The following is a 15,214-nucleotide window of genomic DNA, read 5'->3' on the forward strand; positions in this document are numbered from 1 at the left end:
ACAGGCTCCCTGCCTACCGCCACGATTTCGCCATCTGGGCGTGGCGAGCTAGCCAAGTTGCGATTCATGCGGGCGATCGAGGGAATGTATTGAATGAAGTCAACGACCTGTGCCGCAACCTTGGCGGCTCTCGTCCTCGCCGGATGCGTCCAGACGGAATCGCCAGTGGCCTCCGCCCCAGAATCCTACGTCAATGAGCCCCGCCCGGAGACGGCGCTGACCGGCAAGGACGCGCTTCACGCCCGCATCGCCCATTTCGCCCGGATCTACGATATTCCCGAATCGCTCATCCATCGCTCGGTGCGGCGCGAGAGCAATTACAATCCGGCCGCCCGCCACGGTCCCTATTGGGGCCTGATGCAAATCCGGCACGATACCGCCAAGGGCATGGGCTATTCGGGCCCGGCGCATGGGCTGCTCGACGCCGAGACCAACCTCACCTACGCCGTGCCTTATCTCGCCAACGCCTATAAGCTCGCGGGTGGCAGCGAAACGCGCGCGATCCGGCTCTACGCCGGCGGCTATTATTACGAAGCCAAGCGGCGCGGGATGCTCGGCCTCCTCCACAAGGAAGCGCTGTCGCCGGAGTGACGCCCGTTTGAACGGCTCGGATTGCCGTTTGTCATTCCCCGCGGGCTGAAACCCCGACCGGAATCCAGAGCAGCAAAGGCGCTGGTTTTGCTCGGCGCCCGTCATTGCGAGCGAAGCGAAGCAATCCAGAACAGCGATGCGGCCCTGGATTGCTTCGTCGGCTCCGCCTCCTCGCAATGACGGCGGTGAACCGACCAAGAATCCAGAGCCACAAAGCGCTGGTTTTGTTCTGGATTGCCGATCGCTCACTCAAGTGAGCGGCGGGAATGGCGCCGCACCAATCAAGGAACTGATAAAATTTACTGCGCCTTGGCGGCGCCGGGCGTGAAGGTGGAGCGCACGCGCCCGCCTTGCGCGCCGCCGCCCTGCACGGTCGCCATACCGGTCGTCACGTCGTAGACGAGCCGCTCGCCTTTCACGATATTGTCGCCCTGGGTCAGGGTCACATTGCCGGAGAGATAAACCTTGCTCTCGGCCTTATCGTATGTGCCATGGTCGCCCGTGCCGATCTGATCTTTCGAGACCAGCGTCACGGGCCCGTCGGCCTCGATATGCTTGACGCGGTCGTCGCTGTTCGCGCCGCCCGGCGCGCCCTTGCCCTCGAGCAAGATCGTGATGCGCGTGGCCTTCAGCGTCGAGGGGCCATTGGTGACGATCACGCTGCCCGAATAGACCAGCTTCTGCTCGTGGTCGAAATAGTCGAGCTTGCCAGCGTCGATGTTGAGCGGGTCCTTGGCGGTGGCGCCGGGAAGAATGCCGCCCGAACGGCCCTTGGCGGCGACGGGCGCCGCCGCGGCGACGAATAGCGCGGCGAGGCCGGCGAGGATGATCTGACGTTTCATGCTTGTCTCATTGGGCCGCGGGCGGCTCGCTAGCCTGCGCCGGCGGGCCGTCCTCGCCATACAGCACGGAACGGACATTGCCGGAGAAGCTCGCACGGCGCTCTTTTTGCGAAAACGTGACCGAGTCGGCGACGACCTGGCCGCCGTCTATGTCGAGGGTGACCGGCTTGTCGGAGGTCATCACGCTGGCCCTGAAATCCATGGCCGCGCTCTCCATCCGCATATCGAAACTCTTTTTGTCGGAGATGACCACGCCGCCGCTCATATCGGCGCGGTCGTCCTTTGTGCTGTAGCGGGCCTTGGCCGCGGTGAGCACGACGGGCTTTTCGCCCTGCGTTTCCACGCGCACGTCCAAGCCGTCGAGATCGAAAAGCTCCGGCGTCGTGATGTCCTGCACGCCGACGCGCGCCCGGATCTCATAGGGTTTGCCGTCCTTGCGGTAACCGACGAGCTTCGGCGTCTCGATCACGATGCGGGTGCCTTTGAGGGCGACGCGCGACAGGCTCAAATCGATGGGGAGAAATCGCAGAGAGCTCACCACGAGCCCGAGCGCGACCAGACCGACCGTGCCCCCGACGCCCCACAGAATCCAGCGCCGCAGCCGCGTGACGCGGGCCGTGTGGCGCAGAGCGTCGGGAAAGGCGCTTTCGCGGCGGGCCGTCAAAGCGGCGAGCCGGTCGCGGCCGCCGGGCGGCGGCGCGCGCAGACCCGTCCCCGACGGCGGCGCGCCGGCAGAGGGTGGGGCCGGTCTCACGTCAGCGGCGCCGCTGTTGCTCATGTCTCGATCATCGGGCGGCGGGGTGGCGAATTCGAGGCGCCCGCTGCTCATTCATGGGAAAAGATGTCCGTCTCCGGCCAGCCGGCGATGTCGAGCTGGGCGCGGGCCGGCAGGAAGTCGAAGCACGCCTGGGCGAGCTCCGTCCGCCCCTCGCGGGCCAGCATGACGTCGAGCTTCTCTTTGAGCTGGTGCAGATAGAGAACGTCGGAGGCGGCGTAAGCCTGCTGGGCGTCGGTGAGCGTCGCGGCGCCCCAGTCCGAAGATTGCTGCTGCTTCGAAATCTCGACGCTGGCCAGCTCGCGCACGAGCTCCTTCAGCCCGTGCCGATCGGTATAGGTGCGCGTGAGCTTGGAGGCGATCTTGGTGCAATAGACCGGCGCTGGCATGACGCCGAAGGTCTTGGCCAGGATCGCCAGATCGAACCGCGCAAAATGGAACAGCTTCAACACATTGGGGTCGGTCAGCAGCCGCACCAGATTGGGCGCGCTGGTCTGGCCCTTGGCGATCTGGACAAGTTCGGCGTCGCCGTCGCCGAAGGAAAGCTGAACAAGACACAGCCGGTCGCGGTGCGGATTGAGGCCCAGCGTTTCGGTGTCGATGGCGACGATGGGCGATGTCGCAACCGCCGAGGGAAGGTCGCCTTGGTGCAGTCTGATGGTCATAGCGCCCGATTCGTTAGGAAGGCTTTCCCCATCCTATTCGAAAAGGCGGGCGCATGTCTAAGATCCGCCTTTATTCCTTACCGCGGGCGCCGGGGCCGGTGGTGAAAGGATTCTCGCCCTGTTGAAGCCGCTCCCCGACGAACCGGGCCCAGCCGATCAGCAACTCCGCGATAGAAACCGTAATGGCCGCGTAACGGAAGTCGCGATTCCCGGCGAGCGCCCGCAAGGACAGGCCGAGATAATGCGCTTCCACCAGCGCCTGCTCCAGCTTCGCGAGATCGCCTTCCGGCCCATGGGTGGCCTCGGCCTCGTCGATCTCCGCCATAGAAAATAGCTCCTGTCCGGTAATGTTGGCGTCCGCCAGCGGCAACAAGCGCGACCTTGGCGCGGCGACGAACATCACACGGCGGTAACATGCCACTGTAACTCAGTCGTTGCCGCAACAAGTCTGATTTGAAACGCTTTTTAACGAATGGACAGAAAAGCGCGCGCGGACGCGCCTGGCCGCATCCTAAAAAAATGGGTTAGCGGCGCCAGGCCCCGAAAGCGCGCGCGCCCCTTGCCAGAGGAGCGGCGCGCGTCCACTCTCCGGCCGCATCACAGCGCATCGCAGGATACCCGCGTGGCCGACGAGACAAACATCTTCAATGGCGCCGACCGGCGTTTCAACGCCGTCTTCATCGAAGTGTCGATACGGCTCTTCGTGATCGGTTTCCTGGTCTATTGGACCTTCGTCATCATCCAGCCCTTCGGGGCGATGATCGTCTGGAGCGTCGTTGTCGCGGTTGCGCTCTTTCCGCTCTTCGACAAGCTCTCGTCCTGGCTCGGCGACCGGGGCACGATCGCCGCCGCCCTCATCACCGTGGCGGCGCTGATCCTGGTCATCGGCCCCGTGACATGGATGGGCGTCGGCGTCATCGACCCGGTCAAAGGCGTGATCGCCGGCTTGAACAATGGCGACATCGCCGTCCCGCCGCCGCCGGAATCGATCAAAAGCTGGCCGATCGTCGGGGCGCAAATCCACGCCTATTGGGAGCTCGCCTCGACCAATCTCAAAAGCGCGCTCGCGCAGATCCTGCCGGAGCTCAAGCCTGTCGGCGAATATCTGCTGTCCATGGCCCGCAATGCGGGCCTCGGCACGCTGAAATTCCTGTTGTCGGTGATCCTCTCGGGCTTTTTGCTCGCCTATGCGAGCCAGCTCATGATCGGCATGCGGGCCCTGGCGCGGCGCATCGATCCGGCCAATGGGGAAAAATATCTCAGCCTTGCCGGCGCCACCATCAACGCCGTGTCGCGCGGCGTGATGGGGCTCTCGATCATGCAGGCGGTGATCGGCGGCCTGGGCATGTATCTTGCCAACGTCCCGGGCGCGAATCTGCTGTCGGTCGCCATTCTGGTGCTCGGCATTATTCAGATCGGGCCGCTGGTGATCGTCGCGCCGGTGGTTTTCTGGGCCTGGACAAATCTGTCGACCCCCGGCGCGATCGGCCTGACGATCTGCATGCTGAGCGTCAATTACATGGACAATGTGTTGAAGCCCTTCATCTTCGCGCATGGGCTCTCGACGCCGATCCCCATCATCTTCATCGGCGTGATCGGCGGCGTGCTCGCCCATGGCGTCGCGGGCCTCTTCGTTGGCCCGGTGGTGCTCGCCGTCGTCTGGGAGGTGGGAAGCGCCTGGGTTGCGGAGGAAATCGCGTCGACGACGCCGGAAAAGACCGCCGCCAAGGAGGCGCCGCCCCAGCTCTTGTCTTCGTCCCGCAGCGGGGCTGAAGCCGTTTGAAAACCCCTGGACCGCGAGCCTTCAGGCTCGCATAGGCTGCTGATACCATTTCCGTTTGATCAGCGCGTTTGAGGCGTGTCATTCCCGGCGGGCTGAAAGCCCGACCGGGAATCCAGAGCCACAAAGAGGAGCTTTTGCAACTTCTCTCAAACACTTAGGCCTCATCCTGAGGAGCGAGCGAACGCTCGCATCTCGAAGGACGAGGCCGCCTCGGAGGTTCGTCCACAGACTGCGCGAGCCTTCAGGCTCGCATTTCCCACAGAAAGATTCCTGGAGCGAGCCTGAAGGCTCGCGATCCGTTGTCAGCGGCCCCGCAGCGCCTGCAGCACTTTCAGGCTTGCCCTGCCGTTGCGCGGCAGGCCGACGCGGCTCTGATAGTCGGCGATGGCTTCCTTCGACTTGGTCCCGATCACGCCATCGGGGTCGCCGACCTCATAGCCCGCGCGAATGAGAAGCGACTGTAGCTCCCGCCGCTCCGCCCGCGACAGGCCCGGATCGTCCGTGGGCCACGGCGTCTGAATGCCCGGACGCCCGCGCAGCCGGTCGGAGAGCACGCAAATGGCGAGCGCATAAGACTCAGCCGCGTTATAGGCGTAGACCGCGTCGAAATTCTTGGTCACGAGAAAGGCTGGACCATTGCGGCCCGCCGGCAGCAGTAGGCCCGCGGTTCCGCCGCCGAGCCCGCTCCCGTCGAGACGGGTCACGCCGCGCGACTCCCAGAAGGACATCGGCTGCTTATGCGTGCGGCCGGAGGGGCCGGAATAGCCCTCGGGCAGGCGCACCTCGAAGCCCCAGCGCTCTCCCGAACGCCAGCCACTCTTTCTCAGATAATTGGCGGTGGAGCCCAGAGAGTCGGCGGCCGAGCTCGCAATATTGCGTCTCCCGTCGCCATCGAGATCGACGGCCGTGCCTAAGAAGGTCGAGGGCATGAATTGGGTATGGCCGAAAGCGCCGGCCCAGGAGCCGATGAACTCGTCGGCGCGAATGTCGCCGCTGTCCAAAATCTTGAGCGCGGCGACGAATTCCTTGCGCCAATAGTCGTTGCGGCGCGGGGCCTCGCAGGCGAGCGTCGCCAGCGACTGCACGACCGGGCGCTTGCCGAAGCTCTTGCCGAAATCGCTCTCGACGCCCCACACCGAGACGACGGTCGCCGGATCGACGCCATAACGCCCCTCGGCCGACTGCAGCGCATGGCCGTATTTGTGCAGCATCGCGCGCCCTTCCTCGACGCGCTCCTCGTCGACGAGACCGGCGACATAATCCCAGACCGGCGTCGTGAACTCCGGCTGCTTGTCCATGAAGCTCACAGCGTCATTTGGCTCCAGACCGTCCGTCGCCGAGGCGATCGTCTGCTGGCTGACGCCGGCGCCCGCCGCCGTGTGACGCAGGCTCGAGAGACAGGAAGACCATTCCGCGCGGGCGGGGGCCGCAAGGAGGAGAAGCGCGGCCGAGGCCAGGAAGAGGTGATTCGCCTTCATGGAGGAAGGGTAGCCCAACAAGGGTTGTTTTTCATTCGCCATGCGCGCGCTCGGCGCGTTGTTTCGGGCGCGGCAGGCTCGCTCTGTCGCCGCGCGCCGTTCGCAGCGTTAACCGCCGCGCGCTTCGAAAATAAGGCGCAAGGAAGGAAATGTGGCGAACATACAAAATGCGCCGCCGGCGCATCACCGGCGGCGATCAAGATCGGTTGCGAAGAATTCGAGCAGCTCCAGCCGCCTAGACAGGCCGGTTCGCGTTCCTGTTGCGGACCGGGCCCATGCGCTCCACGCCCTGAGCGTAGCTGATCACGTCATATTTGGCGTTGAAGCCCAGCGCCGCGTCGGCGACGGCGTCGGTCTTGCCGGCGGTGGAGAGCTTCTTGAGGTCGCCCTTCTCGAGATAGAGCAGCTCGAGCAGCTCGTTATAGACCGTCGCCTCGTCGATCGGCAGCACGTTATAGGTGATGCCGTCGATCTCGACCTCATATTTGGCGAGGAGGTCGATGTTGTTGCAGAAAATGAAATACTTCCCCTCGGGCGAGAACAGGCCCTTCGTCACCGAGGCAAGGTCGGTCAGCCATTCGAAGGAATGAAGATAACAAGCAAAGAACGGAATTGTCGGTTCTCCGACATTCGCGATTGCAATCACCTGGTCGACCGAACGCTCCGGCGGGCGCTTCTCATCGGCGAGCGTCTCCGCGAAAATCAGCGCCAATTCGCCACGAAAGCCATAACGGCCGGGCTTTTCCGTGGGGCCCTTGAGGACTGCATTGAGAAGGCGGCCCTGCTCCTCGAGGGTCTTGAAGGCGGTATCGAGAATGCTCGTCATGTGGTTACTCTTCGCCATTGGAATTTGTGCGGCGAAGAACGAGCAACCGACGTGCCACTGCGCAAAAAATGAGCGCCGGACCGCCTGCGGCAATCCGGCGCTCTGTTTCTGGTTGGCAGAGTCTCTTATTCGCAGATGCGGCGCGGGCGCGAGCCGATTTCGACGCCATATTCGTCGAAGACCGGGCGGCGCTCGACCCAGCAGCGCGGCGGCGGCGGCGGCGGGGCGTAATAGACCGGCGGCGGCGGAGCCGGCTGAGCCAGCGCGCCGCCGGCCATGGCGCCGAGCGCGAAGCCGCCGATGCCCGCGGCCACAGCGGCGCCAGCCGAATCCGCCCGCGCCGGCGCGGCCGCAAGCGTCAAAGCCCCGATCGCCGACACGGCGAGGATCGCGGCGGTGGTTTTTCTCATCCCGATTCTCCCAAAAAGCGGCCGCGGCTCTCAAAAAGCCTGCGACATCGCGACGTTATGCGTCAGGCGTCGATTAACCGTAAATGAACGGCGAAAACTTGACGGCTCGCGCCCTTCATACCGCTCAAATCGCCGAGAGTTTAGCCTTTTGCGCCGGCTTCGTCCCGCCCTTCGCGGCGGCCGGATCCTTGACGCTCTCCCAGCCGCCCTTGGGCGGCAGCACGTCATTGGCCTCGCGAACGGGCTCCTTGGCGTGGAAGCCGGCCGCCAAAGATTTGGCGGTCGCAAGCTCCTTCGAGTCGAGCCGCGCGGCGACCTCGTCGCGCTTCTTGCCGGCGTCGGCGTCGCCCTGTTCCGCGGCGGCGGAGAACCACAGGTAAGACTGCGTGAGGCTCTGCGTGACGCCGAGCCCCCGGGCGTAAAGGATCGCCAGATTATACTGGCTGTCGCGCACGCCATATTCCGCCGCTTTGCGGAACCATTCCGAGGCCGCAGGATAATCCGGCTTGCCGCCGTCCCCGCCCTCGGCGAGCAGCACCGCGAGATTGTGCATGGCGCGGGCGTTGCCCGCCTCGGCGGCGGAGAGATAATATTTGCGGGCGCGCCCATAGTCGCGCTCGACGCCCACGCCCTTTTCATAGAAGGAGCCGAGCCGGTATTGCGCCGGAACGAGGCCCTGGCTCGCCGCCTTCTCGAACCACTCCGCGGCGGCTTTCGCGTCGCGGGCGACGCCGCGACCGTCGGCGTAGCGGACCGCCAGCTCATATTGCGCCGCCGGCAAGCCTTGCTGGGCCAACACTTTGATGACGCCGATGGCGTCGGGCGCCGACAGCGGGCTGGGGCTGGAGATCGATCCAACGGGCGTCGGATCGACCGGCGCATTTTCGGTATGCGGCGCGATCATGCGCGGCGGCGGCGCTTTCGGCGTCTCTGGCGCGCGGGCGGGAGCGGCGGGCGCCGCGGCTTTCGCCGCCGGGGCGGGTTCGGCCGGCGGGGCGGCGGGGCTTTCCGCGCCGGGCGCCGTCTCAGCCGGAGCCGCGTCGCTCATCTCGTGATTGGCGTGGGCGTTGACGTCGGCGGTCTGGATGCCGACGCGGGCGATCTGATAGGCGCCAATGAGCAGCACCAAAGCGCCGAGGCCGAGCAACAGCGGGCGCTTGCGCTCCTGAATGGCGCCGACCAAGCCGCCCTTGGCCGGGTTCTGCTCCGCCGCCGGCGCGCTTGCCGGCCGGCCGGCCGAACGGCGCGCCTGCTGCGATTTTTCAGCCGCCTCGGCGTCCATGGCCGCCTGTTGCGCCGCGCGGCGCGCTGCCGCGATAAAGTCGGTCTGAACCGGCTCGGACCTTTCCTGCTTTGCCCCGGGCGACGCAAATCCCGGCTCGCGGCGCTGCGGGCGCGGCGCGCCCGGCTGCACCAGCAAATCCATCAGATTTTCGTCGTCCAAGCCGCTACGGGGAGCCGAGCGCGGCTCGACCGCCAGCTCCGGCGCGCGCCCGTCGCCCCGGCGCGGGGATGCGGCGGGGGCCGAGAATGGGGCGGCGGGCGCAGGGGCCGCCGCTTCGCTGCGCATGTCGCTCAGCTCGTCCTCGAACATCGCCAGACGGTCGACGACGCGCTCCAGCGTCTCGTGCACGGCGAGCAAAGTCTCATGCGTGCGCTCGCCCGCTTCGTCTTGAGCCTTGCGAATGTCGGCGAGCTCGCGCTCCAGCGCCTCGCGAAGCGCGCCCGGCGCCGGGTTCGCCTGACGCAGAATGTCCTGCGTGGCGCGACGCACCGCTTCTTCGGCCGCGAGCGTCGTCGCCGCCTTGGTTTCCTCCATCTGCGCGACGAGGGCGGCGATCCGCGACTCGACGCCGCTGAGCGCCGCGCCGTTGCGATCATTGCGATCGAGGCGCTGCGACAGCGCGCCGATCTGGCTTTCGAGGGCTTTCAGCGCCTCGGCGTCGCCGCGCGGATCGAGCGCCTGATTCATGCGCGTGGCGAGCTGCTCGACGAGCGCCGTCAGATCCTTTTGTTGCGTCTCGACGCGATAGGAGTCCTCGGCGCGCTGCGCAAGCGCGCCATGCATGCGCTCGAGACGTCGGGCGATCTCGTCGAGCTGAGGATTGTCGAGCGCGCCCGGCTCGAGGCGCTGCGCCAGCGTCTCGCGAACCACGTCGATGCGCTGCGCCAGCTCGGCGAATTGCCGATCGGCGACGGGATGCGCCGACATCTCCGCCGGATCGAAGCGTTTTTCCAGGCGCTCGAGCTTGCGGCCGAGCTCCTCGAAACCCGGCGCATGCGGCCGATCGTCGAGAACAGAGTCGATCTTGCGGCCCAGATTGGCGATCAAATGCTCGAGCGAGGCTGTGTCCGCTGGCTTCTGGGCGACGGCGCTGTCGATCCGTTCGCCGAGATCGCGGCCGAGCGCATCGATGCGCTGCCCGAGTTCGTCGAAGCGTTGGGCGCCCGCGCCGAGAACGGCCTCGTCGAACTTGCCGGCGAGATATTCGAGACGGCTGTTGAAGGTCTCGAAGCTCGTGCCGGTTTCAGAAGCGACGATCGAGCGGATCGATCGCACCAATTCGCCCATGTCGAGAGCCGCTGCGGCTTGCGCCGGACCGGCGCTCGCATGCGCGAGCCCCTCGACGCGCTGCGTCAGATCGAAAAGCCGCGTCTCGATCTTTTCCAGCGGCAGCGGACGGGCCGCCATGGCGCCAAGCTGGTCCTTGATCTCGCGCGCCTGCGTCGCAAGTTGGCGAACCGCCGCCATATCAGCGGCGTCGGGCGCCTGCATGGCGTCGAGCCGGCGGCCAATCGCCTGAACGTCGGCGTCGAGGCTGCGCAGGATCGGGCTCGGATCGAGGTCGCGCACGACGGCGCGCAACTCTCCTGCAATCCCTTCGGCCGGCGCCAGAAGGTCCGCGGCGACGCCGCGATCGCGCTGCGTCTCGATGCGGCGCGACAGGTCGCGCAACGCCGATTCGACGGCGGCGACGGAGGCGCGCGGCGCAAGATCGCCGACTGCGCGCGCCATCTCCTCGATTTCGCGGCGCAGTCCCTCGATCTGCCGCATGGTCACGAGCTGTTGGTCGGCGCGTTCGCCGCCCTGCTGGCGAAGGCCTTCCACTTGCTGCAACAGGGCGTCGAGCGAGGCGTTCACGGCAGTGAAGCGCTTGGCGGGCGCTTCGTCGTCGGCAAGATCGGCCGCGGGAGCTGGGGCCGGCGCGGCGGAAGGCGCGGCGAAGTCGTCGAGGACGCGCTGACGCTGGGTGATCTTGGCGATGGCGTCTGCAAGCGGCCGGCGGGAAAGTTGCTGGCCCGAGCGCAGGCCCTGCTCCAGGGCGGCGGAGCTGGCGCCGCCCATCGCGGCGGTCGCCGCCGGCGCCGTCTGCTCGTTTTCGAGACGACGTGAAATGTCGTCGCGCCGACGATCGCGGCCGCTCGGCGCCGTGTCGACATCGCAGTCGTCCTCGGGGCCCGCCAGGCGGTCCAGCCGCGATTCGAGCCGCGCCAGGGCCGAGCGAAGCGGCCGCACGCTCGCATTGGGAGAAGGCTGCTCGGCAAGCCGCGACTCGATGCGCCCGAGACGCTCGGCGAGAAAAGCGAGACCTTCCTCCGCCGTCTCGCGCCCATGCTGATGCTGCTCCAGCAGGCCGGCGAGATTCTTCAAAGCGCGCGCGGTGTGGCGCTCATTGGCGTCGGCGCGTTCCGCGAAAGCCGAAACCGCGCGTTTGACGGCGGCGCTCTCGCCGGCGCGCTGGCCACGCTTGATCAGCTCGGCCAGATTCTCGAAGGCGCGCGCCGTTTGGCGCTCATGAGCCGCGACGCGGCGCTCGACGACCTCCGTCGCTTCGGCGACGATGGCTTCCGGGTCCACGCGACGCTCGTCGCGCGACCGAGGTCCGGTGAATTCCGACTCGCGGCGGTCGCGACCCCGCTGAGAGCGAGGCGCAAAGTCCTCGCGCTCCCACGTGGGGCGTTCCTCATCTTCTTCGAAGGCGTCGTCCCGCCGGCGGCGAGAGGACGCGCGCCGGTCGTCGACCTCGTCCCGCCAGCGACGCGGCTGCCGGAAATCCTCGCGCTCATGGCGGCGCTCGCCGCTCGGGCGCGCGAGGCGGCGCGTGATTTCCGCCAGCCGATCGCCGCCGTCGGCGTCGAAGTCGCCCTCGTCGTCATCCCTGGCGGGCTCCCGGATCGCGTCGTCGAGCCAGTCGCCGAGGCTTTTTCCCGAACGGCGCGCCTCGGCGCGAGCGACGTCGCGCGCATCGTAATCGGGACCACGGTATTTGCGGGAAAGACCCTTGCTCATAAGTCTATGTCCGGCGGATCCGACTGACGGATAGCTCGAGAAAAACTGGGGGAACCGACGCAGGGACCGCGCGAATCGCGCTCAACGCTCGACGCTGTGGCGTCGTTGACGGCGACTTTCCGTCAATCAAGGTAAATATGCCGTTAACCGCCGCCTGGGCGTCGCGGGCGCTCAACGCATCGTCACCAAAATCTGATCCGCTCGAGCAAGCGAATCGCTCAGCCCGCGGATAAGATCGCTGAAATAGACCTGCCATCAAAGCCGTTTTGAGCTGCGTTCATGTCCTATTGCGCGGACCGGCGGCCCCCTCTACCTAAGACGCGAACGGCGTCCCTCCCCCGAGTCGGGCCACCCGGCTCCGGGGAATCTGCAAGGAGCCCTTGATGCCGAGCTATAAAGCGCCCGTCGACGACACGCTGTTTCTGCTCAATGACGTCCTGAACATTCAACGATTCGGCAATCTGGAGGGCTTCGCGGACGCCTCCCCCGATCTGACGGGGCAAATTCTCGGCGAAGCCGGCAAGCTCTGCGAAGAGGTCCTCGCGCCGCTCAACGCCTCCGGCGACGCCAATGGCTGCAAGCGCCATCCAGACGGGAGCGTCTCAACGCCCGCGGGTTTCAAATCGGCTTTCGAGGCCTATGCCGGCGGGGGCTGGATCGGCCTCTCGGCGCCGCCGGAATATGGCGGCCAGGGCCTGCCCTATTCGCTCACCATGGTCATGAGCGAGTTCGCCTCATCGGCGAACATGGCCTTCGCCATGTATCCGGGCCTCACGCAAGGGGCGCTGGCGGCGCTGCTGACGCATGGCTCGCCGGAGCAGAAGAAGCTCTATGCCCCGGCGATGATCGAAGGCCGCTGGACCGGCACGATGAATCTGACCGAGCCGCAGTGCGGCACGGATCTGGGGCTGCTGACCACCAAGGCGGTCCCGCGCGGCGACGGCGCCTACGCCATCACCGGGCAGAAGATTTTCATCTCCGCCGGCGAGCATGATCTTTCCGAGAACATCATCCACCTCGTGCTGGCGCGAATCGAGGGGGCGCCGGCGGGCGTGAAAGGCATTTCGCTCTTCATCGTCCCAAAGGTGCTGGTGAACGCCGACGGGTCGCTTGGGCAACGCAACGGCGTCTCCTGCGGCTCTATCGAAGAGAAGATGGGCATCCACGGCAACGCCACCTGCGTGATGAATTACGACGGCGCGACCGGCTATCTCATCGGCGAGGCCAATCGCGGCCTCAACGCCATGTTCGTGATGATGAACGAGGCGCGGCTCGGCGTCGCCATGCAGGGGCTCGCGCAGTCCGAGGTCGCGTACCAAAACGCACTCGCCTACGCCAAGGAGCGCCTGCAGGGCCGCGCGCTGGCGGGGCCGAAATACCCCGAGAAGAAAGCCGATCCGATCATCGTACACCCCGACGTGCGGCGCATGCTGCTCGAGATCAAAGCCTTCAACGAGGCGGCGCGCGCTTTGGCGCTCTCCGCCGCGCTCGACAGCGACATTGCGCATCGCTCCGGCGATCCGGCGGCGCGACAGGCGGCGGACGATCGCCTGGGCCTGATGACGCCGGTTTTGAAAGGCATGCTCACTGACGTCGGCTTTGAGAACGCGGTGAAGGCGCAGCAGGTCTTCGGCGGCCATGGCTACATTCGCGAATGGGGCATGGAGCAGTTCGTGCGCGACGCCCGCATCGCCATGATCTACGAGGGCGCCAATGGCATTCAGGCGCTCGACCTCGTCGGCCGCAAGCTGCCGCGCGAGGGTGGGCGCGCCATCATGGCCTTCTTCAAGGAGGGCGCGGAGCTTTTGGGCGGCCATAGCGCCAATGAGGCGATGAAGCCCTTTGTCGCGCCCGCGCAGGCGGCGCTCGCCGATCTGCAGAAGGCTTCCATGTGGCTGATGCAGAACGCCATGGCGAAGCCCGACAACGCCGGGGCCGCGTCCTATGACTATATGCATCTCTTGGGGCGCGTCGCGCTCGCTTTGATGTGGGTGAAGATCGCCGCGGCGGCTTTGGAGAAGAAGGTCCGCGAGCCCGAGACGGCGGCGCTGATGGAGGCGAAGCTGACGACCGCGCGCTTCTATATGGAACGCATGCTGCCCGAGACGAGCTTGCGCCTCGCGCGCATCGTGAGCGGCGCCGACACGATGATGTCACTGGCGCCGGAGATGTTTTAAGCAAAACGAATCCCCTTCTCCCGCTCGCGGGAGAAGGTGTCGCGCGAATGCGCGACGGATGAGGGCCCTCACCCGACCCTCGCTCACGCGAGGGCCACCCTCTCCCGCAAGCGGGAGAGGGGAAAGCGATAAGAAAGAGGAAACACCATGCCCGAAGCCTATATCTACGACGCCGTTCGCACCCCGCGCGGGCGCGGCAAGCCGGATGGTTCGCTGCATGAGGTCTCCTCGCTCGGCCTCGCCAATACGGCGCTGACGGCGATCAAGGAGCGCAACAATCTTGCCGGCGTCGAGGTCGACGACGTTATTCTTGGTTGCGTCGATCCTGTCGGAGAAGCGGGCGGCGACATTGCGCGCGCCTCGGCGATCGCCTCAGGCTATTCGTACAAAGTGCCCGGCGTGCAGATCAACCGCTTCTGCGCCTCCGGCCTCGACTCGGTGAATTTCGCGGCCGGCGAAATCATGTCGGGCCAGCACGATCTCGCGATCGGCGGCGGCGTCGAGAGCATGAGCCGCGTCGGCATCGGCGCCTCGGGCGGCGCCTGGCCGGTCGATCCGACCATCGCCATTCCGTCTTATTTCATGCCGCAGGGCGTCTCGGCCGACCTCATCGCGACAAAATACGGCTTCTCGCGCGACGACGTCGACGCTTTTGCCGTCGAATCGCAGAAGCGCGCCGCGACCGCCTGGACGGAAGGGCGCTTCGCAAAATCCGTCGTGCCGGTGACGGACGTGAACGGCCTCACCATCCTCGACCGCGACGAACATATGCGGCCGGACACCAATATGCAGTCGCTCGCGGCGTTGAAGCCCTCGTTTGGCTTCTTCGCCGAGCAGGGCGGCTTCGACGCTGTGGCGATCCAGGCCTATCCGGCGATCGAGAAGCTCAATTACGTGCATCACGCCGGCAACTCATCGGGCATCGTCGACGGCGCGGCGGCCGTGCTTGTCGGCTCGAAGGAAGCCGGCGAAAAACTGGGTCTGAAGCCCCGCGCAAAAATTCGCGCCTTCGCCAATATCGGCTCCGAGCCGGCGATCATGCTGACGGGCCCGGTGGACGTGACCAAGAAAGTGCTCGCGCGCTCAGGGATGACACTCGACGACATCGACCTCATCGAGATCAACGAGGCTTTCGCCGCTGTCGTGCTTCGTTACCTGCAGGCTTTCGATCTCGATCCCGCGAAAGTGAATCCGAACGGCGGCGCCATCGCCATGGGTCATCCGCTCGGCGCAACGGGCGCGATGCTCGTCGGCGTCGCCTTGGACGAGCTGGAGCGCACGGACAAATCGACGGCGCTAGTGACGCTTTGCATCGGCGCGGGCATGGGAACTGCGACGATTATCGAGCGGGTGTGACGCGCCCCTCCTTCTCCCGC

At 66.1% G+C, this 15,214-nt stretch carries 12 protein-coding genes; 4 read left to right on the top strand and 8 right to left on the bottom strand.

The window, feature by feature from the left end; genetic code table 11:
* Window positions 1-165 precede the first annotated feature (165 nt).
* Window positions 166-591: a transglycosylase SLT domain-containing protein gene (locus JJT62_RS12280; RefSeq protein ID WP_370568537.1), complete on the top strand. Its 426-nt coding sequence runs from the start codon at window positions 166-168 to the stop codon at window positions 589-591.
* 299 nt (window positions 592-890) lie between these two features.
* On the opposite strand, the gene JJT62_RS12285 is transcribed toward JJT62_RS12280, so the two are convergent.
* The 4 genes from JJT62_RS12285 to JJT62_RS12300 form a co-directional block, all read right to left on the bottom strand.
* Window positions 891-1,433 carry an LptA/OstA family protein gene (locus tag JJT62_RS12285; RefSeq protein ID WP_202073046.1) on the bottom strand — a complete coding sequence of 181 codons (543 nt, stop codon included), beginning with the start codon at window positions 1,431-1,433 and terminating at the stop codon, window positions 891-893.
* 7 nt (window positions 1,434-1,440) lie between these two features.
* Window positions 1,441-2,262, bottom strand: a complete 822-nt coding sequence (gene lptC, locus JJT62_RS12290) for an LPS export ABC transporter periplasmic protein LptC (protein ID WP_246744854.1) — start codon at window positions 2,260-2,262, stop codon at window positions 1,441-1,443.
* Complete coding sequence (locus tag JJT62_RS12295; RefSeq protein ID WP_202073047.1) at window positions 2,259-2,873, bottom strand: ribonuclease D; 615 nt, start codon at window positions 2,871-2,873, stop codon at window positions 2,259-2,261. Before JJT62_RS12295 ends, lptC begins: the two co-directional genes overlap by 4 nt.
* 70 nt (window positions 2,874-2,943) lie before the next feature.
* The gene (locus tag JJT62_RS12300) at window positions 2,944-3,198 is read right to left on the bottom strand and encodes a hypothetical protein (protein WP_202073048.1); all 255 of its coding nucleotides are present in this window, start codon (window positions 3,196-3,198) and stop codon (window positions 2,944-2,946) included.
* Window positions 3,199-3,495: 297 nt separating this feature from the next.
* Between JJT62_RS12300 and JJT62_RS12305 the strand changes: the two genes are divergently transcribed.
* Entirely contained in the window at window positions 3,496-4,656 is a 1,161-nt protein-coding gene (locus JJT62_RS12305) for an AI-2E family transporter (protein ID WP_370568538.1), read from the top strand.
* 302 nt (window positions 4,657-4,958) lie between these two features.
* Here the strand turns inward: JJT62_RS12305 and JJT62_RS12310 are convergent, their stop codons facing one another.
* The 4 genes from JJT62_RS12310 to JJT62_RS12325 all read right to left on the bottom strand — a co-directional run bounded on the left by JJT62_RS12310 (window position 4,959) and on the right by JJT62_RS12325 (window position 11,661).
* Window positions 4,959-6,134, bottom strand: a complete 1,176-nt coding sequence (locus JJT62_RS12310; protein WP_202073114.1) for a lytic murein transglycosylase — start codon at window positions 6,132-6,134, stop codon at window positions 4,959-4,961.
* 235 nt (window positions 6,135-6,369) lie between these two features.
* Window positions 6,370-6,960 carry a hypothetical protein gene (locus tag JJT62_RS12315; protein ID WP_202073050.1) on the bottom strand — a complete coding sequence of 197 codons (591 nt, stop codon included), beginning with the start codon at window positions 6,958-6,960 and terminating at the stop codon, window positions 6,370-6,372.
* A 125-nt stretch (window positions 6,961-7,085) separates the two neighbouring features.
* The gene (locus tag JJT62_RS12320; RefSeq protein WP_202073051.1) at window positions 7,086-7,370 is read right to left on the bottom strand and encodes a hypothetical protein; all 285 of its coding nucleotides are present in this window, start codon (window positions 7,368-7,370) and stop codon (window positions 7,086-7,088) included.
* A gap of 124 nt (window positions 7,371-7,494) precedes the next feature.
* Window positions 7,495-11,661 (bottom strand): tetratricopeptide repeat protein, encoded by a 4,167-nt coding sequence (locus JJT62_RS12325; protein ID WP_202073052.1) that lies wholly within the window; start codon window positions 11,659-11,661, stop codon window positions 7,495-7,497.
* 383 nt (window positions 11,662-12,044) lie between these two features.
* On the opposite strand from JJT62_RS12325, the gene JJT62_RS12330 reads away from it, so the two are divergent.
* Both JJT62_RS12330 and JJT62_RS12335 read left to right on the top strand, forming a co-directional pair.
* Window positions 12,045-13,838, top strand: a complete 1,794-nt coding sequence (locus tag JJT62_RS12330; RefSeq protein ID WP_202073053.1) for an acyl-CoA dehydrogenase C-terminal domain-containing protein — start codon at window positions 12,045-12,047, stop codon at window positions 13,836-13,838.
* Between the two features lie 147 nt (window positions 13,839-13,985).
* Window positions 13,986-15,194, top strand: a complete 1,209-nt coding sequence (locus tag JJT62_RS12335) for an acetyl-CoA C-acetyltransferase (RefSeq protein ID WP_202073054.1) — start codon at window positions 13,986-13,988, stop codon at window positions 15,192-15,194.
* Window positions 15,195-15,214: the final 20 nt, after the last annotated feature.

The sequence above is a fragment of the Methylocystis sp. Sn-Cys genome, from assembly GCF_016745395.1.
GTDB classification, from domain to species: domain Bacteria; phylum Pseudomonadota; class Alphaproteobacteria; order Rhizobiales; family Beijerinckiaceae; genus Methylocystis; species Methylocystis iwaonis.

Bases quoted from the DNA above. Each gene is read 5' to 3' on its own strand.
- JJT62_RS12285 (WP_202073046.1), bottom strand. From the start codon at position 1,433: ATGAAACGTCAGATCATCCTCGCCGGCCTCGCCGCGCTATTCGTCGCC.
- lptC (WP_246744854.1), bottom strand. From the start codon at position 2,262: ATGAGCAGCGGGCGCCTCGAATTCGCCACCCCGCCGCCCGATGATCGA.
- JJT62_RS12295 (WP_202073047.1), bottom strand. From the start codon at position 2,873: ATGACCATCAGACTGCACCAAGGCGACCTTCCCTCGGCGGTTGCGACA.
- JJT62_RS12300 (WP_202073048.1), bottom strand. From the start codon at position 3,198: ATGGCGGAGATCGACGAGGCCGAGGCCACCCATGGGCCGGAAGGCGAT.
- JJT62_RS12310 (WP_202073114.1), bottom strand. From the start codon at position 6,134: ATGAAGGCGAATCACCTCTTCCTGGCCTCGGCCGCGCTTCTCCTCCTT.
- JJT62_RS12315 (WP_202073050.1), bottom strand. From the start codon at position 6,960: ATGACGAGCATTCTCGATACCGCCTTCAAGACCCTCGAGGAGCAGGGC.
- JJT62_RS12320 (WP_202073051.1), bottom strand. From the start codon at position 7,370: ATGAGAAAAACCACCGCCGCGATCCTCGCCGTGTCGGCGATCGGGGCT.
- JJT62_RS12325 (WP_202073052.1), bottom strand. From the start codon at position 11,661: ATGAGCAAGGGTCTTTCCCGCAAATACCGTGGTCCCGATTACGATGCG.
- JJT62_RS12330 (WP_202073053.1), top strand. From the start codon at position 12,045: ATGCCGAGCTATAAAGCGCCCGTCGACGACACGCTGTTTCTGCTCAAT.
- JJT62_RS12335 (WP_202073054.1), top strand. From the start codon at position 13,986: ATGCCCGAAGCCTATATCTACGACGCCGTTCGCACCCCGCGCGGGCGC.